This window comes from Streptomyces sp. CNT372 (genome assembly GCF_000377145.1).
On the sequence record NZ_KB897785.1, the window covers coordinates 19,224 to 44,033 of the forward strand.

At 74.6% G+C, this 24,810-nt stretch carries 22 protein-coding genes; 15 read left to right on the top strand and 7 right to left on the bottom strand.

The annotated features are described in order from the left end of the window. Nucleotides 1-179: 179 nt before the first annotated feature. Together C593_RS0120390 and C593_RS0120395 are read right to left on the bottom strand one after the other, a co-directional pair. Nucleotides 180-851 carry an isochorismatase family protein gene (locus C593_RS0120390; protein ID WP_018849161.1) on the bottom strand — a complete coding sequence of 224 codons (672 nt, stop codon included), beginning with the start codon at nt 849-851 and terminating at the stop codon, nt 180-182. A gap of 133 nt (nt 852-984) precedes the next feature. Next, nucleotides 985-1,797: a helix-turn-helix domain-containing protein gene (locus C593_RS0120395; RefSeq protein ID WP_018849162.1), complete on the bottom strand. Its 813-nt coding sequence runs from the start codon at nt 1,795-1,797 to the stop codon at nt 985-987. A 135-nt stretch (nt 1,798-1,932) separates the two neighbouring features. Here C593_RS0120395 and C593_RS0120400 point away from each other — a divergent pair, with 135 nt between their 5' ends. From C593_RS0120400 to C593_RS0120440, 9 genes are all read left to right on the top strand, one after another. Beyond that, a complete protein-coding gene (locus C593_RS0120400; RefSeq protein ID WP_026277891.1) occupies nt 1,933-2,979 on the top strand; it encodes an iron ABC transporter permease in 1,047 nt (348 codons plus the stop codon). Continuing rightward, nucleotides 2,979-4,061: an iron ABC transporter permease gene (locus tag C593_RS0120405; protein ID WP_018849164.1), complete on the top strand. Its 1,083-nt coding sequence runs from the start codon at nt 2,979-2,981 to the stop codon at nt 4,059-4,061. Before C593_RS0120400 ends, C593_RS0120405 begins: the two co-directional genes overlap by 1 nt. Beyond that, nucleotides 4,058-4,894 carry an ABC transporter ATP-binding protein gene (locus C593_RS0120410; protein WP_018849165.1) on the top strand — a complete coding sequence of 279 codons (837 nt, stop codon included), beginning with the start codon at nt 4,058-4,060 and terminating at the stop codon, nt 4,892-4,894. Before C593_RS0120405 ends, C593_RS0120410 begins: the two co-directional genes overlap by 4 nt. 2 nt (nt 4,895-4,896) lie before the next feature. Continuing rightward, nucleotides 4,897-5,940 carry an ABC transporter substrate-binding protein gene (locus C593_RS0120415; protein ID WP_018849166.1) on the top strand — a complete coding sequence of 348 codons (1,044 nt, stop codon included), beginning with the start codon at nt 4,897-4,899 and terminating at the stop codon, nt 5,938-5,940. Nucleotides 5,941-6,034: 94 nt separating this feature from the next. Next, a complete protein-coding gene (locus C593_RS0120420) occupies nt 6,035-7,882 on the top strand; it encodes an SIP domain-containing protein (RefSeq protein WP_018849167.1) in 1,848 nt (615 codons plus the stop codon). 92 nt (nt 7,883-7,974) lie between these two features. After that, nucleotides 7,975-8,460, top strand: a complete 486-nt coding sequence (locus C593_RS0120425) for a peroxiredoxin (protein ID WP_018849168.1) — start codon at nt 7,975-7,977, stop codon at nt 8,458-8,460. A 310-nt stretch (nt 8,461-8,770) separates the two neighbouring features. Continuing rightward, complete coding sequence (locus C593_RS0120430) at nt 8,771-10,207, top strand: Gfo/Idh/MocA family oxidoreductase (RefSeq protein WP_026277893.1); 1,437 nt, start codon at nt 8,771-8,773, stop codon at nt 10,205-10,207. Nucleotides 10,208-10,260: 53 nt separating this feature from the next. Continuing rightward, on the top strand, nt 10,261-11,304 hold the full coding sequence (locus C593_RS0120435; protein ID WP_018849170.1) for an NEW3 domain-containing protein: 1,044 nt from the start codon (nt 10,261-10,263) through the stop codon (nt 11,302-11,304). A gap of 302 nt (nt 11,305-11,606) precedes the next feature. Further along, nucleotides 11,607-13,181, top strand: coding sequence for an alkaline phosphatase D family protein (locus C593_RS0120440; RefSeq protein WP_018849171.1), 1,575 nt, complete (start codon nt 11,607-11,609; stop codon nt 13,179-13,181). Between the two features lie 121 nt (nt 13,182-13,302). Here C593_RS0120440 and C593_RS0120445 read toward each other — a convergent pair whose 3' ends face one another. Both C593_RS0120445 and C593_RS0120450 read right to left on the bottom strand, forming a co-directional pair. Continuing rightward, nucleotides 13,303-14,985, bottom strand: a complete 1,683-nt coding sequence (locus C593_RS0120445) for an acyl-CoA dehydrogenase family protein (protein WP_018849172.1) — start codon at nt 14,983-14,985, stop codon at nt 13,303-13,305. Continuing rightward, nucleotides 14,982-15,623 (bottom strand): TetR/AcrR family transcriptional regulator, encoded by a 642-nt coding sequence (locus C593_RS0120450; protein ID WP_018849173.1) that lies wholly within the window; start codon nt 15,621-15,623, stop codon nt 14,982-14,984. Before C593_RS0120450 ends, C593_RS0120445 begins: the two co-directional genes overlap by 4 nt. Nucleotides 15,624-15,796: 173 nt before the next feature. On the opposite strand from C593_RS0120450, the gene C593_RS0120455 reads away from it, so the two are divergent. Next, complete coding sequence (locus C593_RS0120455; protein ID WP_018849174.1) at nt 15,797-16,150, top strand: cupin domain-containing protein; 354 nt, start codon at nt 15,797-15,799, stop codon at nt 16,148-16,150. 215 nt (nt 16,151-16,365) lie between these two features. Here the strand turns inward: C593_RS0120455 and pgm are convergent, their stop codons facing one another. Further along, nucleotides 16,366-18,009 (bottom strand): phosphoglucomutase (alpha-D-glucose-1,6-bisphosphate-dependent), encoded by a 1,644-nt coding sequence (pgm, locus tag C593_RS0120460; RefSeq protein WP_018849175.1) that lies wholly within the window; start codon nt 18,007-18,009, stop codon nt 16,366-16,368. Between the two features lie 236 nt (nt 18,010-18,245). Between pgm and C593_RS0120465 the strand changes: the two genes are divergently transcribed. Both C593_RS0120465 and C593_RS0120470 read left to right on the top strand, forming a co-directional pair. Then, nucleotides 18,246-18,803, top strand: a complete 558-nt coding sequence (locus tag C593_RS0120465) for a TerB family tellurite resistance protein (protein ID WP_018849176.1) — start codon at nt 18,246-18,248, stop codon at nt 18,801-18,803. Between the two features lie 106 nt (nt 18,804-18,909). Further along, nucleotides 18,910-19,140 (top strand): DUF6296 family protein, encoded by a 231-nt coding sequence (locus C593_RS0120470; RefSeq protein WP_026277894.1) that lies wholly within the window; start codon nt 18,910-18,912, stop codon nt 19,138-19,140. Between the two features lie 30 nt (nt 19,141-19,170). Here C593_RS0120470 and C593_RS0120475 read toward each other — a convergent pair whose 3' ends face one another. After that, the gene (locus C593_RS0120475) at nt 19,171-19,986 is read right to left on the bottom strand and encodes a transglutaminase domain-containing protein (protein ID WP_037746548.1); all 816 of its coding nucleotides are present in this window, start codon (nt 19,984-19,986) and stop codon (nt 19,171-19,173) included. Between the two features lie 196 nt (nt 19,987-20,182). Here C593_RS0120475 and C593_RS0120480 point away from each other — a divergent pair, with 196 nt between their 5' ends. Next, nucleotides 20,183-20,473 carry a DUF1876 domain-containing protein gene (locus C593_RS0120480; protein WP_018849179.1) on the top strand — a complete coding sequence of 97 codons (291 nt, stop codon included), beginning with the start codon at nt 20,183-20,185 and terminating at the stop codon, nt 20,471-20,473. A 627-nt stretch (nt 20,474-21,100) separates the two neighbouring features. Here C593_RS0120480 and C593_RS0120485 read toward each other — a convergent pair. Then, nucleotides 21,101-21,946, bottom strand: a complete 846-nt coding sequence (locus C593_RS0120485) for a universal stress protein (RefSeq protein WP_018849180.1) — start codon at nt 21,944-21,946, stop codon at nt 21,101-21,103. A gap of 182 nt (nt 21,947-22,128) precedes the next feature. On the opposite strand from C593_RS0120485, the gene C593_RS0120490 reads away from it, so the two are divergent. Both C593_RS0120490 and C593_RS0120495 read left to right on the top strand, forming a co-directional pair. Then, nucleotides 22,129-22,395 carry a hypothetical protein gene (locus C593_RS0120490; RefSeq protein ID WP_018849181.1) on the top strand — a complete coding sequence of 89 codons (267 nt, stop codon included), beginning with the start codon at nt 22,129-22,131 and terminating at the stop codon, nt 22,393-22,395. Further along, on the top strand, nt 22,392-24,800 hold the full coding sequence (locus C593_RS0120495; protein WP_018849182.1) for a glycosyl hydrolase family 65 domain-containing protein: 2,409 nt from the start codon (nt 22,392-22,394) through the stop codon (nt 24,798-24,800). The genes C593_RS0120490 and C593_RS0120495 overlap by 4 nt, the downstream gene beginning before the upstream one ends. Nucleotides 24,801-24,810: the final 10 nt, after the last annotated feature.

Consider the following 24,810-nt stretch of genomic DNA (forward strand, 5'->3'; position numbering starts at 1 on the left):
GGCCCCCGCCAACCCCGTTGCCCGGCGCGCCCGGGGGCTCGGCGCTCCCCTCCCGCGCCGCGACCGTGGGCACGCCCGCGGCGCGGCGGCCCCCGTGCCGCCGCCCGCGCCCCGCCCGGGCAGGCCGGCCGCACGACGCGACCGGGCCCAGGTCCGACGGGCCGTCGGCTGCCCGGAGTTCAGCCCGGTGGACCCCCGGTGCCGACCGCACCCTCTTCCGGCGTGCGTGCCGGAAGCGCACGCGCCGTGCTCGTCACGACGGCCCCGTGGGCCGCGGCCCAGCGCAGCGCCGCGAGGTGGTCCTCCGCCGACAGATCAGCGACGGCGTCGCCCACCACGAACGGCTGGATGCCGTGCATGAAGGCGTCGGCCGCGGTGAGCAGCACACCGAGCCGGGCGAACAGCCCGCACAACACGATCTGGTCGCGTCCCGCGCCCCGCAGGACCCGCTCCAGGCGGCTGCCGAGGAAGGCGTTGGGCCGGGTGTGCTCGACGAGGAGCTCCCCGGTGCGCGGGGCGAGCGGACCGACGATCTCGGCGTCCGCCGGATCGCTGATCCCCGCGCCCCACACCTCGGCGAGCAGCCCTCGCCGCTCCGGGTGCCGTACCGGCGCCTCGGCGCAGAACACCACGGGCATGCCGAGCCCGACCGCCCGCTTGCGCAACACGCCGATGTTCTCCAGGAGTTGACCGGTCGGCGGCTCGCCCGGAGGGAACCGCCCGAGGAAGTGGACCTGCATGTCCAGGCCCACCAGGGCGGCCCGGTCGGGCTCCCAGTTCCACGGTGCCGCCGAGGGCGGCAGCCGGTCGTCCCCGGGCAGCGGATAGGGGGTGGCGGCGCGCAGATCCACGGGACGGCTCCTCGCTGACACCGGCGCCGGCGGAGAACCGGACAGCACACGGACGGCACGGACGGCACGCACGGGAGGGCCCGGCCGGTGCCGGGCGCACACCACCGTGCGACTTAGATAAGGCTAACCTAACCTAACATCCGTTCGGGTGGTCCCCGGGGTGGCCTTCCTGCGGGGCCCACTGCTCCGACCACGCCTTCACATGCGCCCCCGGCGTCCTCCCGAAGTGCTTGCGGAACGCCAGGATGTAGCCGTTGGTGCTCGTGAAACCCACCCGGGCCGCCACCGAACCCACCAGATAGCCCCGCGCCAGCAGGTCCAGTGAGTGGTTGAGGCGCAGCCGGGTGCGCCACTCCGAGAACGGCAGGCCCGTCTCCGTCCGGAACGCCCGGCGCAGGCTGGTGGAGCTCGTGTGCAGCCCGGTCGCCCACTCCGCCGCCGTGCGCGGGTCCGCCGGCCGGGTGCGCAGTTCCCGCGCCACCGCGAGGGCGGCCGTGCTGGTCGGCTCGGGCAGCGGCAGGCACTCCTCCGGCCCGCCGGTCAGCGCCGCGAACACCGCCGCCTCGTCGTGCTCCCGGCGCGAACTGCGCATCCGGGCCAGCAGCAGCCTGCGCTGCGCCTCGGTCACGTTGACCGCGGCGGGCGCCGTGTAGGGCAGGGTGTGCTCGTCCGCGTCGAACCCCTCGGTGAGCACCAGGGAGTCGGGCTCGAAACGCGCGCTGTGCGGCACCCCCGCCGGCATCCAGAGCGCCACCGCCGGAGAGAGCAGGTGATCGGTCCCCAGCGCGGTGACCGTGATCCGCCCCAGCGGCACGAAGTGGAACTGATGGAAGGTGTGGACGTGCGTGGGGTGCCCCTCGGCCGCGATGAAGCCGTCGTCCACCTCCGTGATCCGGACCCCCCGGGCGGACGCCTGGTCCCGCGTCCCCGGCGTGCCTTCCGCCATGACGGCCCCCTGTGAGTCGCCTGGGCCGGGTCGCCGGCCCCTGAATGTGATGCCTGCGCCTCCGACTTGGATCGGCCGGAAGTAAGGTAAGGGTAACCTAACCTCGCGAACCACCCGTGAGGAGCCGAACACCCCATGACAACAACGTCCCCGCCGGTGACGTCGACTTCACCACCGGCCCGGACCAGCTTCTCGCGCGGCGCCGTCTTCCTGGTGCTGGCCGCCGTCGCGGTGGCCGCGACCCTGGTCGCGAGCATCGGGCTGGGATCCCGCGACATCTCCCCGCTGGAGATCGTCCGCATCCTGCTGAACCCGGGCGGCGAGGCGTACAACTCGCACGTCATGTGGACCGAGCGGATACCCAGGAGCCTGCTGGGACTGCTGGTCGGAGCCGCCCTCGGGGCCTCCGGCCTGATCATGCAGGCGCTCACCATGAACCCGCTCGCCGAGCCCGGCATCCTCGGAGTCCAGCAGGGCGCCTCGATGTTCGTCGTCCTCGGCATCCTCTACCTCGGCGTCACCGGCCTCCAGGGCTACTTCTGGATGGCGCTGATCGGCTCCGCCGTCACCTCCGCGCTGGTCTATCTGATCGGCACCCGCACCAACGCGGGCAGTTCCACCATCGGACTCGTCCTCGCGGGCGTCGCCCTCGCCGCCGTGATGTCCTCCCTGATCACGCTGATGGTCGTGCGCGACCAGGCGGTCTTCGCCCACCTGCGCTTCTGGTCCGTAGGCCAGCTCACCGGCCGCGCCTCGATCCTGGACGAGGTCCTGCCGTTCGCCGTCGCCGGACTGCTCCTCGCCCTCCCGCTCGGCCGCACCCTCAACATCCTCAGCCTCGGCGACGAGACCGCCCGCGGCCTGGGCGTCCGGGTCGAACGGGCCCGGCTCGCAGCCGCCGCCGTCGCCGTCCTGCTCTGCGCCGCCGCCACGGCGGCGGCCGGACCGGTCGCCTTCGTCGGACTGGTCGGCCCGCACATCGCGCGGATGCTCGTCGGACCGGACCACCGCTGGTCGCTGCCGCTCTCCATGGCCCTCGGCGCGGTCCTGCTCACCGCCGCCGACACCGCCGGACGCCTGATCGTCGACCACGGGGAGATCCAGGTGGGCGTGATGACCGCCGCCGTCGGCACCCCCTTCTTCGTCTGGCTCGCCCGCCGCCGGAACCTGGTGCGTGTGTGATGACGACCGTGCTCCCCAAGACCCCGACCGCCCCGGCGCCGCCCGCCGCCGAGGCCGTCGTCGCCCGCCTGCGCGCCGGCCGCCGGTCCCACAACCGCAGGACCGCCGTCGTCGCCGCGGTGTGCACCGTGCTGCTGCTCGCTCTGACGGCGGCCGCCCTCCTCCTCGGCGGCGTCGGCAAGGTGGACCCGGCCGACGTGCTGCCCGCCGCGTTCGGACTGCGCGACGGACTCGCCGACTACATGATCTTCCAGATCCGGATGCCCCGGGCGATGGCCGCCCTCCTGTCCGGCGCGCTGTTCGGCCTCGCGGGCGCCCTCTACCAGCGCCTGATCCGCAACCCGCTGGCCACCCCCGACATCGTCGGCATCTCCGCCGGCGCGGGCGCGGGCGCCACCACCGTGCTGCTCTTCGCGCCCGGCGTGTTCGCCCTCGGCGCGCCCGTCGCCGCCGTCGCCGGCTCCTTCGTCCTCCTCGCCGCCGTCCACGCGCTGAGCTGGCACCGGGGCGTGGACACCTACCGGCTCGTCCTCGTCGGCATCGGCCTCAGCGCGGTGTGCACCGCGTACACCAACTACCTGTTCACGGTGGCCGACGAGAACAGCATCGCCATCGCGATGCGCTGGCTCATCGGCAGCACCGCGGGCGCCGACTGGGACGGCGTCACCACCCTCGCCGCCGGACTCGCCGTCTGCCTCACGGGCGCCGCCCTGCTCCACCGGCCGCTCACCGGGCTCTCCCTCGGCGACCAGCTCGCCACCGGGCTCGGCACCCGGGTCACCCCGGCCCGTGTCACCGCCCTGCTCGTCGGCGCCGCCGCCGCGGCCCTCGCCACCAGCGTGGTCGGCCCCATCGGCTTCGTGTCCCTGGTCAGCGGTCCCATCGCCGCCCGGCTGGTCGGCGGCGACCGGGCCATCGCCCTCGCCCCGCTGATCGGCTCCGTCATCGTCGTCGGCGCCGACGTCCTCGCCCAGAACGCCCCTCTGATCAGCCCGGTGCCCACCGGGGTCCTCACCGCGCTGCTCGGCGCGCCGTACTTCGTCTGGCTGATCCTTCGGCGCAGGCAGGGAGCCGTCACGTGAACCCGACCACCGCCACCACCACCGCGACCCCCGGACAGGGGCTCCAGGCCCGCGGTATCAGCGCCGGCTACGGCGACGCCCGTGTCATCGACGACCTCTCGCTCAGCATCGCCACCGGCCGGATCACCGCCCTCGTCGGCCCCAACGCCTGCGGCAAATCCACCCTGCTGAAGTCGGTCGCCCGGCTGCTGCCCATCGCCGGCGGCTCGGTCCTCCTCGACGGCGCCGACATCCACGCCATGCGCACCCGGGACGTCGCCCGACGCCTCGGCATCCTGCCGCAGACCCCCGTCGCCCCCGAGTCCATCACCGTCGGCGACCTCGTCTGGCGCGGCCGCCACCCGCACCGCCAGTTCGGGCAGCGCCGCACCGAGGCCGACGAGCGGGTGATCGCCGAGGCCCTGATGGCCACCGGCACCGCCGAACTGACCGACCGTCCGGTGGACGAACTCTCCGGCGGCCAGCGCCAGCGCGTGTGGATCGCCCTCGCCCTCGCCCAGGACACCCCGACCCTCCTCCTCGACGAGCCCACCACCTATCTGGACATCGCGCACCAGATCGAGGTGATGGACCTGCTGGCCGACCTCAACGAGCGGACCGGCAAGACGATCGTCCTCGTCTCCCACGACCTCAACCAGGCGGCCCTGTACGCCCACACGATCGTCGCCATGCGCGACGGCCGCATCGTGCGCCAGGGCCCGCCCGAGGAAGTGCTCGACGCCCGCACCGTGTCCGAGGTCTTCGGACTGGACTGCGTCGTCGTCACCCATCCCCGTACCGACAGGCCGCAGATCTTCCCTCTGGGCCGCCGTCACCTCACGCAGGAGAAGTAACCATGAACCGCCTCGCAAGACCGGCCGGCCGCCGCGGCGCCGCCCGGGTGCTCCTCGCCGCCACCGCGGCCCTCGCCCTCGTCACCGGCTGCTCCGGGGCCGACGAAGGCGACGCCGAGACGAAGTCGAAGCCCGCGGCCGGCTCCGGGGCCTTCCCCGTCTCGCTCACCAACGCGTGGGGCGAGACCGAGGTCGAGAAGAAGCCCGTCAAGGTCGCCACCGTCTCCGACGGCGACACCAGCATCGCCCTCGCCCTCGGCCTGGTGCCCGTCATCACCCCGGACGCCGAGGACGGTGGCCCGGTGCCCGAGTACAAGCAGCGCGCCATCGACAAGCTCGGCGGCAAGAAGCTCAAGACCTACGACGACACCGACGGCACCGACTACGAGGCCATCGCCGCCGAGGCCCCGGACATCATCCTCGGCATGAACACCTGGTCGATGGACACCGACTACGCGAAGCTGAAGCCCATCGCGCCGGTCGTCACCTACGCCGACAAGAAGCACGCCGACACCCTCACCTGGCAGGAGCGGCTCACCACCGCCGCCAAGGCCCTCGGCATGACCGCCGAGGCCGAGAAGGTCATCGCCGCCAACGACAAGGCGACGAAGGACGCGGCCGCCGCGCACCCCGAGTTCAAGGGCAAGACCTACACCTACGCGGTGGTCCACCCCGAGCAGATCACCTTCATGTCCCACGCGGACCAGGACCCGGGCGTCTTCGAGCAGCTCGGCTTCCGCAAGACGGACAAGGCCAAGGGCTACACCGCCGAGAAGAACGCGGTGAGCCTGGAGAACCTGGACGAGCTGGAGGCCGACGTCCTCCTCATGACCTACCCGTTCGGTGACAACGGCCTGCTCTCGGTCGACGAGCTGGAGAAGAACAAGCTCTTCCAGTCCCTCGACGTGGTGAAGAAGAAGCACTACGCGGTCGTGCCCTCGGAGAACACCCTCTCCTCCGCCGTCGCCTACCCGGACGCCCTCAGCTCCCCGTGGGTCGTCGAGAAGCTGACCCCGATCCTCGCCGACGCCGTAGCCGGCACGTAACACCCCGGACGGGCCGCCGGGCACCGACGCCCGGCGGTCCGCCGACGTGCCCCCGCACCCGCGGGGGCGCCCCGTTGCACGAAGGAGCCCCAGCATGTCCACCCGCAGCCCCCGTTCGGTCGTCACCTTCCCCATCGTGATCAGGGAACTGACGGTGCTGCGCGCCGAGAACATCACCCCGGGGATGCGCCGTCTGACCCTCGGCGGGGAGCAGTTGCACGCCTTCACCCGGGACGGCCTGGACCTGCCGGCGCTCCGCACGGAGGGCTTCGACGACCATGTGAAGTTCTTCTTCACCGACGAGTCCGGGCGCCTGGTCCTGCCCCGGCAGAACGTCAGCAGCCTCGACTGGCCCGCCGACGGCCGCCCGGTCGCCAAGGACTACACCCCGGTCCGCCACGACCCCGCCGCCGGCGAGATCGTCTTCGACTTCGTCCGCCACGAGGGCGGCGTCGCCTCCACCTGGGCCGAACGCGTCAAGCCCGGTGAGAGCGCCTGGATCGCCGGCCCCAAGATGTCCCACAGCCACCCCGAGGGTGCCGACTGGATCCTCGTCGCCGGCGACGAGACCGCCCTGCCCGCCATCGGCCGCTGGCTCGCCGAGATGCCCGAGGGCACCCGGGCCAAGGTGTTCATCGAGGTCGGCGAGGACAGCCACCGCCAGGAACTGCCCACCCGCGCCGACGCCGACATCACCTGGCTCTCCCGCGACGGCGCGCCCGCCGGCACCACCGACCTGCTGGAGCAGGCGGTCCGCGGCATGGAGTGGCTGCCCGGCACGGTCTTCGCCTGGGTGGCCGGCGAGGCCGTCGCCCTCAAGGGCATCCGCCGCCACCTGGTCGCCGAGCGCCAGGTCCCGCGCGACCACACGCACATCACCGGCTACTGGCGCCGCACCGGACCGCCCGCCCCGGGCGTCCCCGCCGCCGGGGCCGAGGAGACCCACGACGAGGACGACGCCCACGAGCGCCTCCACCGGCTCACCGACCTCGCCCCCGGCTTCGCCATCCGTGCCGCCGTCACCCTGGGCGTGATCGACCTGGTCGACGGCGGGGTCCGCACCCTGCCCGAACTCGCCCGCCGTTCCGGCGCCGACGAGGCCGGACTCGGCGCCCTGCTCACCTATCTGGTCTCCCTGGACGTCCTCGGACACGACCAGGACGGCTACCGCCTCACCCCGGTCAGCGAGGAACTCGTCGAGGACGACCACTCCTCCGACGAGTACCACCTCGGCGGCATCGAGGCCGCCATGGACGCCTCCCTCTCCGGCCTGCTGGACACCCTGCTCACCGGCGGCCCCGGCTACCGCACCCTCACCGGCAAGCCCCTCGCCGAGGCGGTCGCCGAGGACCCCCGGCTCGCCGGCTCCGCACGGACCGCGATCGAGGAGGAGGCCCGCTGGATCGCCCCCGGTGTGCTGCGCTCCCGCGACTGGTCCGCCGTCACCGAGCTGACCGCCGCCGGCCACGGAGCCGCCACCGTCGTCAACGCCCTGGTCAAGGCGCACCCCGCGCTCCGCGTCCGGATCGCCGCGCTGCCCTCCGCGCTGCGCGCGGTCGAGGAGCAGATCCTGGACGCCGATGTCCTGCCGAACGTGGAACTCGTCCCCACCACGGGCGCGTTGCCCCGGAGCCCGGGGACCCTGCTCCTCTCCCGCCACCTGGAGTGGCTCCCCGACGAGGACGCCGTCCAGGCCCTGGCCGAGGCGGGCGGCGCCCTGGCCGGCGGCGGGATGCTGCTCCTGGTCGAGATGGTCACCGCGGCGGACGAGGACGACGTGGACGCCCTGCTCCACCACCTCCGGCTGAAGTGCGCCTTCGGCTCCGGAGTCCGGGACGCCGAGCAGATCACGACCCTGGCCGAACGCGCCGGGCTCACCGTCCGCACCGTCACCGACATCGGCTGGGACCACCGGATGTGGGAGCTGGCCCCCGGGCGCTGATCCGCTTCCGGCGGGCGGCGCGGGGGTTGGCAGACTGCGTCCTGCGACCGGGCCACCCCCGCGCCCCGTCCCGCCCCGAGAGAGGGATCCCCATGGCCCGTACCCCTGACGTCGGCAGCCCCGCACCGGACTTCACCGTCCCCGGCACCGTGCGCACCGCCTCCGGGCCGGAGCGCGGCGACTACACGCTCTCCGCACACCGCGGCAACCCGCTGGTCCTGGTGTTCTACCCCGGGGACAACACCGCGGTGTGCACCAAGCAGCTCTGCTCGTACACCTCGGACCTGGACCGCTTCCGGGACCTCGGCGCGACCGTGTGGGGCATCAGCCCGCAGGGCCTGGACAGCCACGAGGGCTTCGCCGAGCAGTACGACCTGCGCTTCCCGCTGCTCGCCGACACCGACCGGGAGGTGGCCCGCGCGTACGGGATCGCCGTGCCCGGGCTGGGGCTGCGGCGCTCGGTCTTCGTCCTCGACGGGGAGGGCGCGGTCCGCTGGAAGCACGTCGCCCTCGCCGGTCTCAGCTTCCAGAGCACGGACACCCTCACCGAGCAGATCCGCGCGGTGACCGGTTCCTGACGAACACTCCGCCCGGCGCCGTTGCGCAGATGCGCGGACCTGATCCGCCGTACACCTCCGAGGGCCCGGCCCGCAGCACTCCTGCGGGCCGGGCCCCTCGGCGTTCCCGCGGCCCGAAAGGTCGTTGCCCGGGGTCGGGCACGGCGTTCCCCCGCCCCCGGAACGGCGTTCCCCGGGCGCGCCCTGGCGCGAAACCGTGCGTGAAGCTGATTGAAATAGCCCTCTAATGAACATCTATTGACATGAGGTGTCCCCGCCGCCAGAGTCTTCCCCGCCACCTGCCGTCCACGGACCGAGGAGCGATGCCCCCGTGCCCGAAATCCCCGCTGTCTCACGCCGGTTGCTCCTGGGAGGCGCCCTCGCCGGCACCGGCGCGCTCGCGGCCGGGGCCGCCGGCGCGGGCACCGCGGCCGCCGCGTCCGCCGCCGCGCCCGCGGCCACACCCCGCCGCAGGCCCGGCCAGAAGTCCATGATCGGCGTGGCCTACGCACCCCACCGCACGGTCCGGGTCGGCGTGATCGGTCTGGGCAACCGCGGTTCGGGGATGACCGAGGGCTGGTCCGTCGTGCCCGGCTGCACGGTGACCGCCGTGTGCGACGTCCGGGCCGACCGGGCCAGGCGCACCGCCGACCGCCTGGTCGCCAAGGGCAGGCCCCGCCCGGCCGAGTACGGCGGCTCGGAGCGCGCCTTCGAGCGGATGCTCCGGCGCGACGACATCGACCTCGTCTACATCGCCACGCCCTGGGAGTTCCACCACGAGCAGGGCCGCGCCGCGCTGCTCGCCGGCAAGCACGCCGTCGTCGAACTCCCCATCGCCACCGAACTGCACGAGCTGTGGGACCTCGTCGACACCTCCGAGCGCACCCGCCGCCATCTGATGCTGGCGGAGAACTGCAACTACGGCCGCAATGAGCTGGCCATGCTGAAGATGGCCCACGAAGGCCTGTTCGGCGAGGTCACCAACGGCCACGGCGGCTACCTGCACGACCTGCGCGAACTCCTCTTCTCCGACACGTACTACACCGACGCCTGGCGCCGGCGCTGGCACGCCCGCAGCACCGCCTCCTTCTATCCGATGCACGGCCTCGCGCCGGTCGCCGCCGCCATGGACATCAACCGCGGCGACCGGATGACCGTGCTCCGGGCCACCGCCACCGAACCGAAGGGCCTCGCCGACTACCGCGAGCGCTTCGTGCCCCGGTCGCACCCCTCGTGGAAGGAGACCTACGTCAACGGCGACCTGATCACCTGCATGATCGACACGGCGAGGGGCCGGGTCATCCGCGCCGAGCACGACGTCAGCTCGCCCCGCCCCTACAGCCGCATCAACAGCCTGGCCGGCAGCCGGGGCATCTTCGAGGACTACGCGGGCACCTCGAAGACCGGCGGCCGGATCTACGTCGAACCGGACCACGGCGGCCACTCCTGGCGGGACTTCGACGCCTACCGCAAGGAGTTCGACCACTGGCTCTGGACGAAGATCGGCGACGACGCCGCCAACAACGGCGGCCACGGCGGCATGGACTACGTCCTCCAGTGGCGCACCGTCCAGCTGATGCGCGCCGGACTGGTGCCGGACATCGACGTCTACGACTCCGCCGCCTGGTGCTCGCCCGTCCCGCTGAGCGTCCGCTCCCTGGCGGCGGGCGGCCGGCCGGTGGAGATCCCCGACTTCACCCGGGGCGCCTGGGTCAACCTGCGCACCGGACTGGACTCCCGCGAGACCGAGATGCCCCCGGTCTCCTGACCGTCCGCACCGCGCCCGAACCGCCCGCACCAGCGACGTCGAGGAGACCGACCGTGAGACACCACCGGCTGATCACCGCGCTCAGAGCCACGGCCGCCGGCGCGGCGCTGCTGCTCCCCGCCCAGGCGGCGGCCGCCGCGACCCCGCACCACCCCGCCCCGGCGGGCGCGCCCACCGCAGCCGCCGGGCCCACCGTGCCCGCAGCCCGGGCCGAGCGCACCGTGGTCGACATCGCCCCCGTCGACCTCGACGGACCCGCGGTCTCCGAGGTGAAGGTGACCGTCCGCAACACCGGCCCGGACCGGATGCGCTCCCTGCGCGTGTCCTTCGCCGGACCGGTCGGCTGGGCGGTGCAGCCCGCCGAACGCCGGGTGGACGGCACCCTCGCCCCGGGCCGGAGCGCGCAGACCGTCTTCCGGATCCAGGTGCCCGGCCTTCGGCCCGGGTTCACCGTCCGGACCTTCACCGCCACCGCCTCCTACCGGGGCGGCGACGGCGAGGGACGGGCCACGGCCACCCGCACCCAGCGCACCGGCGAACCGCTCGCGAACCTGCGCGCCGCGTTCAACGGCGTCGCCGTGACCGATGAATCGGACACCGCGCCCGGAGACTTCGACGGCGAGGGCAACAGCTTCTCCGCCCAGAAACTCGCCGCCGCCGGCCTCACCCCCGGCGCGCCGGTCGAAGCCCTGGGCGCCCGGCTGACCTGGCCCGACGTCCCGGCCGGCACCCCGGACAACGTCACCGGCGCCGGGCAGGCGATCACCCTGCGCGGCAAGGGCAGCCGGCTGGTGTTCCTCGGGTCCGGGGTGACCAGCGGCGCCACGGGCACCGCCACCGTGTACTACGAGGACGGCACCTCCACCAAGGGCGCCATCGGCTTCCCGAACTGGTCCTTCGACCCGGCCGACGCCCACGGCGCGACCCTCGTCGCCTCCACCGACGGCCGCAACCGGCCGGACGGATACGGGAACGCGGGCATCGCCTACCGCGTCTTCGCGCACTCCGTGGCCCTGGACCCGGCGAAGCAGGCCGACTTCGTCGTCCTGCCCGCAGGCGGCAACATCCACGTCTTCGACATCGCCCTCGCACCCTGACCGCGTCACTGAGCCACACCGCGCCACCACGCGCCCGGACGGGGCGGCTGCCGGCACCGACCGGGGCGCCCCGTCCGGGCGCCCGCCCGTCCGCACGGCCCGGACCGGCTTTCTGACGGGCTATCTGGCGAAGGCATTGAGGTGAACCGCGGGCCACCACCGACGGAACACCCCGCCCGGCTGTGTATGTCGTTGTCGTGTTCACGAATTGCTCGGTACCCGGACGCGTTCCGGGAGGCCGCGGGTCACCAACCCTCGCGAAGGTTCTGGCGGTTCACCCAACCAGAGCCAAGGAGGACCCCGTGGCCGTACGTCCCGTTACCCGGCGGAAGGCGATCGGCTTCGCCGGCGCCGGTGTCAGTGCGCTCATGCTGGGGACCGGCGAGTGGAGCTCCGGCGCCGCCCACGCCGCCCCCAGACTCCCGTCCGACCCCTTCACCCTCGGGGTGGCCTCCGGCGACCCCCGCTGGGACGGCGTGGTCCTGTGGACCCGCCTCGCCCCCGACCCCTTCGCCGCCGACGGCCACGGCGGAATGCCCGCCGCACCCGTCCGGGTCGAGTACGAGGTCGCCGCCGACGAGCGCTTCACCCGCCCGGTGCGCCGGGGCACGGTGACCGCCACCCCCGAACTCGCCCACTCCGTCCACCCCGAGATCCACGGCCTCCAGTCCGACCGGGTCTACTGGTACCGCTTCCGCGCCGGCGGTCACGTCTCGCCCACCGGACGCACCCGCACCACCCCCGCGCCCTGGACCAACACCCGCGACCTGCGCTTCGCCTTCGCCTCCTGCCAGGCCTGGCAGGACGGCTACTTCACCGCCTACGACCACATGGCCGACGAGGACCTCGACCTGGTCGTCCACCTCGGCGACTACCTCTACGAGTACGGCGTCAAGACCAACAAGCGCGGCGTCACCACCGACCCGAAGTTCCACACCGAGACCGTCGACCTCGCCCGCTACCGCCTCCAGTACGGCCTCTACAAGTCCGAGGCCCCGCTCCGCGCCGCGCACGCCAACTTCCCGTGGATCATGACCTTCGACGACCACGAGGTGGAGAACAACTGGGCCGACGACATCCCGGAGAAGGGCCAGGACCCGGGCCCCTTCCGCGCCCGCCGCGCCGCCGCCTTCCAGGCCCTGTACGAGCACGCGCCGCTGCGCCGCCCCCAGCTCCCCAACGGCCCCGACGTGCAGATGTACCGCCGTCTGCCCTACGGCAACCTCGCCGACTTCACCATGCTCGACACCCGCCAGTACCGCGACGACCAGGCCTGCGGCGACACCCTCACCGGCGACTGCGCGGACCGATTCGACCCCGCCCGCACCCTCCTGGGCGCCAGGCAGCGCGACTGGGTCCTCAAGGGCTTCCGCCGTTCCCCCGCCCGCTGGCGCATCCTCGGCAACCAGGCTCCGATGGGCCAGACCGACCACGACCCGGGCCCCGGCGCCACGGTGTGGACCGACCCCTGGGACGGCTATGTCGCCGAACGCAACCGTCTCCTCGCCGAGGCGGACGCGACCGGGGTGCGCAACCTGGTGGTCATCACCGGCGACCGCCACCAGAACTACGCCTGGGACCTCAAGCGCGACTACGCCGACCCCGGATCGCGCACCGTGGGCAGCGAGTTCGTCGGCACCTCCATCAGCAGCGGCGGCGACGGCGCCGACATGAACGCGGACGGCACCAAGTTCCTGGCCGCCAACCCGCACATGAAGTTCTTCAACGCCCAGCGCGGCTACGTCCGCGTCCATGTCGACCGGGAGCGCTGGCGCAGCGACTTCCGGGTGGTCCCCTATGTCACCCGCCCCGGCGCGCCGGTGAGCACCCGGGCGAGCGTGGTCGTCGAGGACGGCCGCCCCGGCGTCCAGGTCTGACCCTCCGCCACCGGGCCCGGGCCGACCAGGCCCGCGTCGCCGTTACCGGGCCCGCGCCGTCTCCGGGCCCGGGCCCCTTACCGGGCCCGCGCCCGAGTGCGCGGACCCGATGACGACGGTGTCAGCGGCCCCCGCCCGGGACCCGCTCCAGGATCCCGGCGAGGTCCGCGCCCGGCGGCAGCGTCCCGAAGGCCACCCCGCCCTCGCCCGCCAGGCGCGTCGCGCAGAACGCGTCCGCCACGGCGGCCGGGGCGTGCCGCACCAGCAGGGACCCCTGGAGGACCAGCGCCATCCGCTCGACCAGCCGCCGCGCCCGCAGTTGCGCGTCCTCGGGCCGGGCCAGCTCCTCGCGCAGCGCCCGCCACGCCCCGTCCAGCCGCGCGTCCGCGCCGGCCGCCGCCTCCACCTCGGCCCGGAAGGCGTCCAGCGAGGCGGGCTCCCGGGACAGGGCGCGCAGCACATCGAGGGCGTTGACGTTGCCGGAGCCCTCCCAGATCCCGTTCAGCGGCGCCTCCCGGTACAGCCGCGGCATCCCGGACGCCTCGTCGTAGCCGTTGCCGCCCAGGCACTCCAGAGCCTCGGCCACCGCGGCCGGCTGCCGCTTGCACACCCAGTACTTGCCGACCGCGGTCGCCAGCCGCAGAAACGCCTTCTCCCGTGCGTCGCCCCGCTGCGCCCGGTCGACCGCCCCGGCGAGCCGCAGGGCCAGCGCGGTCGCCGCCTCGGACTCGACGCCCAGGTCCGCGACCACGTTCCGCATCAGCGGCTGGTCGATCAGCCTGGCGCCGAACACACTGCGGTGGCGCACATGGTGGGCCGCCTGCGCCAGCGCGGTCCGGGTGCCGGCCGCCGAACCGAGGACGCAGTCCAGCCGGGTCATGGTGACCATGTCGATGATGGTCCGCACGCCCTGGCCCTCGGCGCCCACCAGCCAGGCCACGGTGTCGTCGAACTCGGGCTCGCTGCTGGCGTTGCTGCGGTTGCCCAGCTTGTCCTTGAGGCGCTGGATGCGGAAGGTGTTCCGCTCGCCGCCGGGCAGCACCCGCGGCACCAGGAAGCAGGAGAGACCGCCGGGCGCCTGCGCCAGCACCAGGAAGAGATCGTTCATCGGCGCGCTGGTGAACCACTTGTGGCCGCGCAGCCGCCAGGTGCCGTCGGGCCGCTCCACCGCGGAGGTGGTGTTCGCCCGGACATCCGTGCCGCCCTGCTTCTCGGTCATGCCCATCCCGGCCAGCAGTCCCCGCTTCCCGGCGGGGTCGCGCAGCCCGGGGTCGTACACCCGGCTGGTCAGCAGCGGCTCGTACCGCTCCGCCAGTCCCGGCGCCGAGCGCAGTGCGGGGACCACGGCGTACGTCATGGAGACGGGGCAGCCGTGGCCGGCCTCGGCCGAGCTCCACACCATGAACCCGGCGGCGCGCGCCACATGGGCCCCGGGCCGCTCGTCCGCCCAGGGAGCCCCGGCCAGGCCCTCGCCGACCGCGACCTTCATCAGGGAGTGGTAGGCGGGGTGGAAGTCCACCTCGTCGATCCGGTGGCCGTAGCGGTCGTGGGTGCGCAGGACCGGCTCGTACGCGTTCGCCTCCTCGCCCCAGCGCTGCACCTGCTCCGACCCGGCGAGCCGCCCGATCCGGTGCAGGTCCTCCTCGGCCCACGCGGCGCCCTCCCGCCGGACGCCTTCCAGCAGCACCGGGTCGTCGGCGACGTCGTGGCCGGTCAGCGGTGGCGGCTGGTTGGTGACCTCGTGCGTGCGGGCGGCCGGTTCGCTGTGCGGGGCGGCGTGCGGGGTGTCCGCGGTCGCGGTCATGACGGTCCTTCCGGATCGGGGGAGGCGGCCACGGGCGGGGCGCCCGCGCAGCGTAGGGACATGGCGACCAGTTCGGCGACCAGCCGGTCCGAGGACCCCTCGCCGTGGTCCGCGAGGGGGTCGACGAGCACCTCGCCGATGGCGCCGGTGAGCGCGGCGGCGGTCACATCCGCGTCCTGGGCCGGGAGCAGCCCGGCGGTGACGCCCTCGCGCACCACGGCGGCGAACAGGGCCCGGTAGCGGCGCCGGAACTCCAGCCGCTCCCGCCCGACCGCCGGTTCCGCCGGGGCGGCCAGCAGCGCGTACGCCAGCCCCCGGTTCTCCAGCGCCCGGCGGGCGAACACGCTGACGCCGAGGGCCAGCCGCCTGACGGGATCGCCGGTGCCGTGCGCCAGGACCTCGCCGACGACCCCGGCCTCCCGGCCCGAGGCGCGCCGGAAGACCTCCACGGCCAGAGCCCCCTTGGACGCGAAGTGCTGGTACACGGAGCCGACCGACATCCCGGCCGCGGCGGCGACCGTCGTCACCGAGGCGTTCGCCCACCCCACGTCGGCGACGACGGCGGTCGCCCGTTCGACCAGGTGCTCGCGCGCCGCGTCGAGCCGGCCCTGCACGGCGGGCGTCTTCCGATAGGCCATACCAAAGAGTGAACCACCGTTCAGACCTTGGCGCCAGGGTGTCCGCCACCGCGTTCCCCGCCGTGGCCTGCCCGGAGGCGCCGATCACCGCGACGGAGCGTCGTGCCGCGCGCCGCACCGCGCGACACTCCGGTCATGGCGCGGCACACCCCCGGCCGCCTAGCGTCGCCGCCATGACCGACCTCACCAGCTTCGCCGTCCACATCTCCGACGCAGACCTGGCGCCGGACCCGCTCGACCCCGGCCAGATCGTCTCCGGCACGCCCGAGGTCTCGGGGAAGGTCCTGTGGGAGTCCGCCGACGGGCGGCAGGTGCGCGGGATCTGGCAGATCACCCCGGGCGTGGTCACCGACACCGAGTCGGACGAACTCTTCGTCGTCGTCAGCGGCCGCGCCACGATCGAGGTCGAGGGCGGGCCGGTCCTGGAGGTCGGGCCGGGGGACGCCTGCGTGCTGCGCGAGGGCGACCGCACCACGTGGACGGTCCACGAGACCCTGCGCAAGGCGTACCACATCAGCCAGCCCTGACCGGCCCGCCCGGCCCGGTGCCCGGGCGGTCACGTCTCCGCCCGCCCGGGCCGCGAGGGCGGTCCCGCGTCCGCCCTCGCGGGCCCGCGTCCGCACCCCGTGCCGGCCGGCCTTGCCGGTACCGTGCCTGCCTGCCCTCCCGCGCCAGGGTGCGCCGCCGCCCCCCGGGCTCTCGGGCGCCCCCGGGCCCCGCACCGGCGCGGCGCCGCGCCGCCTTACGCGGCCCCGAGCGCGGCGGACACCACCGCCCGCGCCTCCTCCTGCACCAGCGCCAGGTGGTCCGGCCCGCGGAAGGACTCCGCGTACACCTTGTACACGTCCTCGGTGCCCGAGGGGCGCGCGGCGAACCACGCGTTCTCCGTGGTGACCTTGATCCCGCCGATGGCCGCCCCGTTGCCCGGCGCCTCGCTCAGCACCGCCGTGACCGGCTCCCCGGCCAGCGTGTCCGCGCTCACCCGGGCGGGGGAGAGGCGCGCCAGCACCGCCTTCTCCTCACGCGTCGCCGGCGCGTCGACGCGGGCGTACGCGGGCTCGCCGAACCGCCCGGTCAGCTCCGCGTAGTGCTCGCTCGGCGTCCGCCCCGTCACGGCCAGGATCTCCGAGGCCAGCAGAGCCAGCAGGATGCCGTCCTTGTCCGTCGTCCACACCGAGCCGTCCCGGCGCAGGAAGGACGCGCCGGCGGACTCCTCACCGCCGAAACCGATCGTCCCGCCGGCCAGACCGTCCACGAACCACTTGAACCCGACCGGCACCTCCACCAGTTCGCGCCCCAGGTCCGCCGCCACCCGGTCGATCATCGACGAGGAGACCAGCGTCTTGCCGACCCCCGCAGCCGCGGGCCAGTGCTCGCGGTGCCGGAAGAGGTAGCCGATCGCGGCGGCCAGGTAGTGGTTGGGGTTCATCAGCCCGCCGTCCGGCGTCACGATGCCGTGCCGGTCGGCGTCCGCGTCGTTGCCCGTGGTGATCGCGAACCGGTCCCGCCCCTCGATCAGGGAGGCCATCGCGTACGGCGAGGAGCAGTCCATGCGGATCTTCCCGTCCCAGTCCAGCGTCATGAAGCGCCAGGCCGGGTCGGTGAGCGGGTTGACCACGGTCAGATCGAGGCCGTGGCGCTCCGCGATCCGCTCCCAGTAGGCGACCGATGCCCCGCCGAGCGGGTCGGCGCCGATGCGCACCCCGGCCGCGCGCACCGCGTCCAGGTCGAGCGCGGACGGCAGATCGTCCACATAGCGCGTGAGGAAGTCGTACCGGTGGGTCGTGGCCGCGGCCAGCGCCCGCGCGTACGGCACCCGGCGGACGTCCTTCAGCCCGCCGGCGATGATCTCGTTCGCCCGGTCCTGGATCCAGCCGGTCGCCTCCGATCCGGCGGGGCCGCCGCTCGGCGGGTTGTACTTGAACCCGCCGTCGGCCGGGGGGTTGTGCGAGGGCGTGACCACCACGCCGTCCGCGCGCCCGCCGGAGCCCGCGCGGTTGTGGGCCAGGATCGCGTGCGAGACGGCGGGGGTGGGCGTGTAGCCGTCGGCCGTGTCGACCAGGAGCGTCACGCCGTTCGCCGCGAACACCTCCGCCGCCGTGACCCGCGCCGGCTCGGACAGGGCGTGCGTGTCCGCGCCGAGGAACAGCGGACCGGTGGTGCCCCGGGCCTCCCGGTACTCGCAGATCGCCTGGCTGGTGGCCGCGATGTGGTCCTCGTTGAACGCCGCGGCGAGGGACGAGCCGCGGTGGCCCGAGGTGCCGAAGGCCACCCGCTGGCCGGGATCGGCCGGATCGGGGTGCAGGGCGTAGTACGCGGTGACCAGGCGGGCCACGTCGACGAGATCGTCCGGCCCGGCCGGCCGGCCCGCGCGCTCGTTCGCCATCCGTCCACTCCTCAGTGTCGTTGCCTGTGACTGTCGTTGCTCGTGGCTGTCGTTGCTCTGCCGGGTTGCGGTGAACCGCACCCATGATCCCCCGGCGCGGGCCCCGCCCGCGCGTTCACTCGTTCGAAGGACCCGGCGCGGTGGCGGAACTTCGCCGGTGCCCCGGCACGTTGGCAGGGTGCCGCGCGACGGGGCGTGGTGGAGGACGGACGTAGGGCGAAGCCGAGGTGGCAGCAGTGGCGATGTGGGATCGGATCAAGGACCAGGCCAAGGGGCTCCAGCAGCAGGCCCAGGGGGCACGCGGGTCCGGGCAGGCGCGGCCCGGCGGCGGGTCGGGCTCCGGCTCCGGCGGGTCGAAGGCGCAGCTCGTCAGCGCCCTGAAGACCCAGCTGACCTCGCTGAAGGCCGAGCTCAAGAGCGGCGCCTTCCGGGACGCCAGCATGGCCATGTGCGCCCTGGTCGCCGCGGCGGACGGCCATGTCGACCCGGCCGAGCGCCAGCACGTCGAGCAGCTCATCCTCAACAACGACGTCCTGCAGAACTTCCCCGCGGGCCAGTTGCGGGAGCGGTTCAACAAGCACGTCGACCAGCTCGCTGCGAACTTCGCGCACGGCAAGGCCGAGGCCCTGAAGGAGGTCGCCAAGGCGTCGAAGAAGCAGGCGGAGGCCCGCGCGGTGATCCAGACGGGCATCGTCGTCGCCGGGGCCGACGGCTGGGTGGCCCCCGCGGAGGAGCAGATCATCCGCGAGGCGTGCGCGGCGCTGGGCCTGAACCCGTCGGAGTTCGGCGTCTGACCTGGCCGGGCCCCGTTCCCGGGCCGCCCGGTGGCGGGCGGCCCGGGCCCTGGACAGGCGGGGAGCCGGCCGGAGGGCCACGATGGAAGAGGTGGTGGTGGCTCTCATGGACTTTCCCGAAACGTACGAGCTCGTCTTCCAGGCCCCGGCGGTCGCCGACGACGTCGTCGTGGTGCACCGGACCGAACGGGCCGGCGCCGGCGGCTGCCCGGTCTACGAGGACGAGACCGGCATCGTCCGCGCCGAGATCAGCGACCAGGGCGAGGTGCGGATGCTGGCCAGCGGGGCGCACCAGGCCCACCCTCTCCCCGTCGTCGCGCGGGAGCGGGCGGCCTGAGCCGCCCGCCCCTGCCCGGGCGCGCACGGCTCAGCGGGCGCCCGCGGACCGCCGGCCCAGCACAGGGTCGGCGACCAGCCTGGCCGCCGCGCACAGCGTCTGCCCGTGCGCGGCGAACAGCTCGTCCCGGGAGTCGAAGCGCCCGAGGTCGGCGAGGACGCTCCCGGACAGATCGCAGGAGGCGCCGTCCGCCGGGCACACGGTCGTCCCGTCCCAGTCGACCGCGGTCCGCGACAGCGCCTCGAACAGCGTCTCCGCGCCCGCGTTGGTGAACCCGCCGCCCGGCCGGGCGCTCAACTCGCCCAGATCGCCGAAGAGTTCGGACACCGGCAGCCAGGCGCCGTCCGCCCCGCCCGGGCGGAACTCGGGCCAGGCCAGCAGCACCTGATCCGGCACGATCCTGCGCAGCCTCGGGAACCGCGGGTACCAGAGGGCGCCGTCCACCACGAGCCCCCGCACCCGGGTCGGCACACCGCCCGCGCGGGCGACGCACTCCAGCACGGCCAGCCGCTGACTGCACGAGCCCCGGCCCCGGCGGAGCACCTCGGAGACGGGCCGGTCGTCGCGCACGGAGTACACCGGGCGCACCGCCGCCGTGATCAGCCGGTGCGCGCGCCGCAGCATCTCCAGCTGCCGGGTGGCCAGGGCCGCTCCGCCGTCGCCGTCGCCGCCGTCACCCGTCCCGCCGTCCGGGGTGCGGGTCGCCCCGGCCGCACGGGCGAGGCGGCCCACGCGCGGGTGCTCCCAGTCGAGTATCGGCGTCGGGACGGTGCCGCCAAAGGCGTCCCGCGGCCGGTCGGCAGCGGTGCGGGCACGCCCGCGGGGGCGGAGCAGGGAGCTGGTCATGCCGGCCATTCTCCTGCCGCCCCCGGGACACCTTCCGCCCGCCCCCGGTCCCTCCGTCTCGCCTCGCACGGCGGGTACGGGCGTGCGCCCCCCGGTCACCCTCCGCCCGCCCCCGGCCCTCCGTTTCGCCCGAAGGCGAGCACGGGCGGATCCTGGAGAACAGACGGCAGGAGTTCCGACCGGCGGGGAGTGCGCCATGGTGAGAACGCTGGAGTGGAAGGTCGACGTCGTCCTCGTCGAGGACGACGGCACCACGCGGGCCCGCGCGAGACTGGCCACGGGCAACGGCACGATCACGGGTTACGGCACGGCCCATTGCAGCCCCCAGGACGTCGACGTCCCCGAAATCGGCGAGGAACTCGCCGCCGCACGCGCCATGCACAGCGTGGTGCGCCAGCTGATGCGTGCGGCCGACCGCGACCTGGAGGCGGTGGGAGCGGGCACGGCGTCCGCGCCGGACTACGGCCGTCCCTACTCCGCGCCGTAGCCCGGCCGCCCTGGGCGCACCGGCTCCTGGCGCCTCGGCGCGACGCAGTCCGGATTCCGTTGCCCGGGCCAGCCCTGCTCGGCAAGCTCATCCGCTTTGGCCTGCTCCCGCTGCGCCAGTGGCACCGTCCGAGGGCGTCGGCGGCGCGGAACCGGACCCGGGACCGTCCCAGGCCGCGTCCCGACCGGCGCGGACTCCGCGGCGCGGGGCACGGCACCGCCGCAGGGCCGCGGCCGTGATCCGCGCTCGCGGACCCCGACCTGCTCGCGGACCCCGACCCGGGCGGCTGGTGCGCGAGGGCACCGCGTCCGCGCCGGACTACGGCCGTCCCTACTCCGCGCCGTAGCCCGCCCCGGGCACCCCGGCTCCCGGCGCGCGCCGTGCGGCCCGGAGTCCGGGCCCTGCACCGTCCCGGGCCGCCGGCACCGCGGAGCGGGAACCTCCGGCCGCCGGGACCGTCCCGGGACGCGTCCCGCACCGGCGCCGAGCGCGCGGCCCGGGGTGGGCCGCGCCCCCGGGTCCGCGCGGAGCCGCCCACCCCGGCGCGCCGGAGTCCGCGGCCCGGCACGCCCCCGGGCCGCGCGGCGGCGACCCGCGCCGCCCGGCGCGCCCAGCGCGGCCCCGCTCTCAGCCGTGGGCCACCACGGCCACCGGCGCCGCGCAGTGGTGGATGGCCGCGTGGGTCACGGGGCCGATGTGGGGGACGACCGGGGCCCGGCGGACGCGGCGGCCGACCACCACGAGTGACGCGTCCGCCGCCTCCTCCACCAGGGCCTGGCCGGGGGAGCCCTCGACCGCGCGCTCCACGACCGGGACCGTCGGGTAGCCGCGGCGCCAGGGGTCCAGCACCCCGGCCAGTTCCTCCGCCGCACGGCGCTCGGCGGCCGCCCGGTGCGCCGGCGAGTGCGCGTGGAAGCGCGCGATCCGTGCCGCGTGCACCGCGTGCAGCGCCCGCCCGCCCCGCAGGGCGGCGGCGAAGCCGAAGTCCAGGACCTGGCCGGGGTCGTCGTGCGGGTCCACGCCGACCACCACACCGCCCGCCGCCTCGCGACCCCCGGCCCGGACGAGCACCACGGGCGTGGTCGTCGCCGCGATCACGCCCATGCCGACGGACCCCATCAGCGCCCCGGCCACCGTGCCCAGTCCTCGCGACCCCAGCACCAGCAGCTCCGCGTCGGCGGCCTCCACCGGCAGCGCGGCGGCGGCCCGCCCGGAGAGCCGCCGGGTCGCCAGGTCGGCATCCGGGTGGGCGCGGCGCAGCTCCCCGGCGACCTCCTCCAGCATCCGGTCCGCCCAGTGCCGGTGGTCGTCCCGGACGATCGTCGGCGCGGCGACGGCGAGCGGCAACGGCCACTCCTCGACGTGCACCAGCAGCAGCCGCGCACCGCGGAGCACCGCCTCACGCGCGGCCCAGTGCCCCGCCGCGACGCTCTCCTCCGAGCTGTCGATCCCCGCGGTCACCTGGCGGACCATGGCACGCCCTCCTCACACCCTCACGCCTCCAGGGTCCCCCTTCGCGCCCCCGGCCGCCCGCCGTCCCGGGCCCGTCCCGCTCCGCAGGCGGGCCCGGCGTCGCGACGCCATCCTGATCGGAGGGCCCGCGTGACGCCCGGCGCGGGCGGAGACACGGCCCGGGTCGGAGAGGAGGGACCGGGATGGCCGCAGCGAGCACCCCCGCCGGCCGGCGCCACCGCGCCGCCGTCGCGGACCGTCCGCGCCATGCCGGCGGCCGCCCTCGTGCCGACGGCGCCGACGCCTTCCCCGTCTCCCGGGGGCCCACCCTCCCCGAGGGCGGCCACGACGACCCGCCGGGCACCGGCAGCGCGGGCGCACCCTGCACGACAACCACCGGCGCGCCCTGCACGACAACCACCGGTGTGCTCTGCGCGACGACCACCGGGGCGACCGGGGGCGCGTCATGAACGACGAGGACTGGATCTGGGCCTACGAGGGCTACGACCCCGGCAGCGAGCGGCTGCGCGAAGCCCTGTGCACCCTGGGGAACGGCTACTTCGCGACCCGGGGCGCGGCCCCCGAGTGCGCCGCCGGCGAGTACCACTACCCCGGTACCTACGCGGCCGGCTGCTACAACCGCCTCACCTCGGACGTCGCCGGCCGCCAGGTCGAGAACGAGGACATGGTCAACCTCCCCGACTGGCTCCCGTTGCGCTTCCGGCCGCACAGCGAGGAGGGCGACGAGCCCTGGTTCGCGCCGGACGGCGACGGGCTGCGCGAGTACCGCCAGCAACTCGACCTCCGCTGCGGCACCCTGGAACGCACCATGCGCTACGCAGCCCCGGACGGACGCACCCTGACGGTCCGCCAGCTCCGCCTGGTCCACATGCGCGACCCTCATCTGGCCGCCCTGCGCACCGAGTTCACCGCCGAGGGCTGGTCCGGCGACATCGAGGTGGAGGCGGCTCTCGACGGCACCGTCACCAACAGCGGCGTCGCCCGCTACCGCGATCTCGACGGCCGCCACCTGGTGCACGTCAACGCGGGCGACGGAGACCCGGAGGTGGTCTGGCTGCGCTGCCGGACGGTCACCTCCGACATCCGCATCGGCCTCGCCGCCCGCACCGGCGCCGACGCGCCCGCCGCCCACGAACTGCCCCGCACCGCCCACGAGCCCATGCGGGCGGTGCAACTGCTGCGGCTCACCCTCACCCACGGCCGACCCCGCACCGTCGACAAGATCGTGGCCCTGCACACCTCGCGCGACCCCGCGATCAGCGATCCGCTCCACGCGGCGACCGGACGGGTGCGCCGGGCCCCGGACTTCGAGACCCTCCTGGAGTCCCACCGCACGGCCTGGCGGGCCCTGTGGCGGCGCGGCGACCTGGACGTGCGCGGTGAGGCCGGCCGGATCCTGCGGCTGCACCTCTTCCATGTCCTGCAGACCCTCTCCCCGCACACGGCCGACCTCGACGTCGGCGTCCCGGCCCGGGGCCTGCACGGCGAGGCGTACCGCGGACACGTCTTCTGGGACGAGCTGTTCGTCCTGCCCTACCTCAACCTGCGCTTCCCCGAGGTCTCCCGCGCCCTGCTCACCTACCGTCACCGCCGCCTGGAGGCCGCCCGCGTCCTCGCCCGCGACGCCGGCTACCAGGGGGCCATGTACCCGTGGCAGAGCGGCAGCGACGGCCGGGAGGAGACCCAGCAGCTCCATCTCAACCCCCGCTCCGGCCGCTGGCTGCCCGACCACTCCCGCCTCCAGCACCACGTCGGCTCGGCCGTCGCGTACAACGTCTGGCAGTACTGTGAGGCGAGCGGCGACGCCGAGTTCCTGCACACCAAGGGCGCGGCGATGCTCACCGGGATCGCCCGCTTCTGGGCGGACTTCGCGGACTGGGACCCCGGCCTCGGCCGCTACCGCATCCGCGGGGTCGTCGGCCCCGACGAGTACCACGACGCCTATCCGGACGCGGAACGGCCGGGGCTCGACGACAACGCGTACACCAACGTCACCGCCGCCTGGGTGCTCGCCCGGGCCCTGGAGCTGGCCCGGGAACTGCCCGAGCCCCGACGCGTGGAGCTGTTCGAGCGGCACGGTCTCACCACCACCGAGCTGGAGCACTGGGAGGAGGTGTCACGGAAGCTGTACGTCCCCTTCCACGACGGTGTCATCAGCCAGTTCCACGGCTACGGGGAGCTGGCCCAGCTGGACTGGGCGGGGCTGCGGGCCCGGCACGGCGACATCCGCCGCCTGGACCGGGTGCTGGAGGCGGAGGGCGACACCGTCAACCGCTACCAGGCGTCGAAGCAGGCCGATGTGCTGATGCTCGGCTACCTGTTCGCCCCGGCGGAGCTGCGCGCCCTGTTCACCCGGCTCGGCTACGAGCTGGACGACCGCACCTGGCACCGCACGGTCGACTACTACCTGCGCCGCACGAGCCACGGCTCCACGCTCAGCGGGCTGGTCCACGGCTGGGTGCTCGCCCGGGTCCGGCGCGAGGAGGCGTGGGACTTCTGCCGGGAGGCGCTGGAGGGAGACATCGCGGACCTCCAGGGCGGCACCACGGAGGAGGGGGTCCACCTGGGCGCGATGGCGGGCACCCTGGACCTGGTCCAGCGGGGGCTGACCGGCATGGAGACCCGCTCCGGCGCCCTGTGGTTCGACCCGGTGCCCTCCCCGCAGCTCGCGGAGTACGGGTTCAGCGTGCGCTACCACGGCCACTGGGGCGTCGGGGTGCGGATGCGGCCGGGGGAGCTGACGATCGCCCTCCCGGCCACCCCGGACGGCCTGCCCATCGACGTACGGCTCGGCGACCGCACGGTGACCGTCGCCCCGGGCACCTCCTGCACCCTGGACCTATCCGACGCCTGACACCCGCCCG

What these genes read in the sequence shown, in the direction of transcription:
- C593_RS0120395 (WP_018849162.1), bottom strand. Translation starts at nt 1,797, where the DNA reads ATGGCGGAAGGCACGCCGGGGACGCGGGACCAGGCGTCCGCCCGGGGG.
- C593_RS0120400 (WP_026277891.1), top strand. Translation starts at nt 1,933, where the DNA reads ATGACAACAACGTCCCCGCCGGTGACGTCGACTTCACCACCGGCCCGG.
- C593_RS0120405 (WP_018849164.1), top strand. Translation starts at nt 2,979, where the DNA reads ATGACGACCGTGCTCCCCAAGACCCCGACCGCCCCGGCGCCGCCCGCC.
- C593_RS0120415 (WP_018849166.1), top strand. Translation starts at nt 4,897, where the DNA reads ATGAACCGCCTCGCAAGACCGGCCGGCCGCCGCGGCGCCGCCCGGGTG.
- C593_RS0120420 (WP_018849167.1), top strand. Translation starts at nt 6,035, where the DNA reads ATGTCCACCCGCAGCCCCCGTTCGGTCGTCACCTTCCCCATCGTGATC.
- C593_RS0120425 (WP_018849168.1), top strand. Translation starts at nt 7,975, where the DNA reads ATGGCCCGTACCCCTGACGTCGGCAGCCCCGCACCGGACTTCACCGTC.
- C593_RS0120445 (WP_018849172.1), bottom strand. Translation starts at nt 14,985, where the DNA reads ATGACCGCGACCGCGGACACCCCGCACGCCGCCCCGCACAGCGAACCG.
- C593_RS0120450 (WP_018849173.1), bottom strand. Translation starts at nt 15,623, where the DNA reads ATGGCCTATCGGAAGACGCCCGCCGTGCAGGGCCGGCTCGACGCGGCG.
- C593_RS0120455 (WP_018849174.1), top strand. Translation starts at nt 15,797, where the DNA reads ATGACCGACCTCACCAGCTTCGCCGTCCACATCTCCGACGCAGACCTG.
- pgm (WP_018849175.1), bottom strand. Translation starts at nt 18,009, where the DNA reads ATGGCGAACGAGCGCGCGGGCCGGCCGGCCGGGCCGGACGATCTCGTC.
- C593_RS0120470 (WP_026277894.1), top strand. Translation starts at nt 18,910, where the DNA reads ATGGACTTTCCCGAAACGTACGAGCTCGTCTTCCAGGCCCCGGCGGTC.
- C593_RS0120475 (WP_037746548.1), bottom strand. Translation starts at nt 19,986, where the DNA reads ATGACCAGCTCCCTGCTCCGCCCCCGCGGGCGTGCCCGCACCGCTGCC.
- C593_RS0120480 (WP_018849179.1), top strand. Translation starts at nt 20,183, where the DNA reads ATGGTGAGAACGCTGGAGTGGAAGGTCGACGTCGTCCTCGTCGAGGAC.
- C593_RS0120485 (WP_018849180.1), bottom strand. Translation starts at nt 21,946, where the DNA reads ATGGTCCGCCAGGTGACCGCGGGGATCGACAGCTCGGAGGAGAGCGTC.
- C593_RS0120490 (WP_018849181.1), top strand. Translation starts at nt 22,129, where the DNA reads ATGGCCGCAGCGAGCACCCCCGCCGGCCGGCGCCACCGCGCCGCCGTC.
- C593_RS0120495 (WP_018849182.1), top strand. Translation starts at nt 22,392, where the DNA reads ATGAACGACGAGGACTGGATCTGGGCCTACGAGGGCTACGACCCCGGC.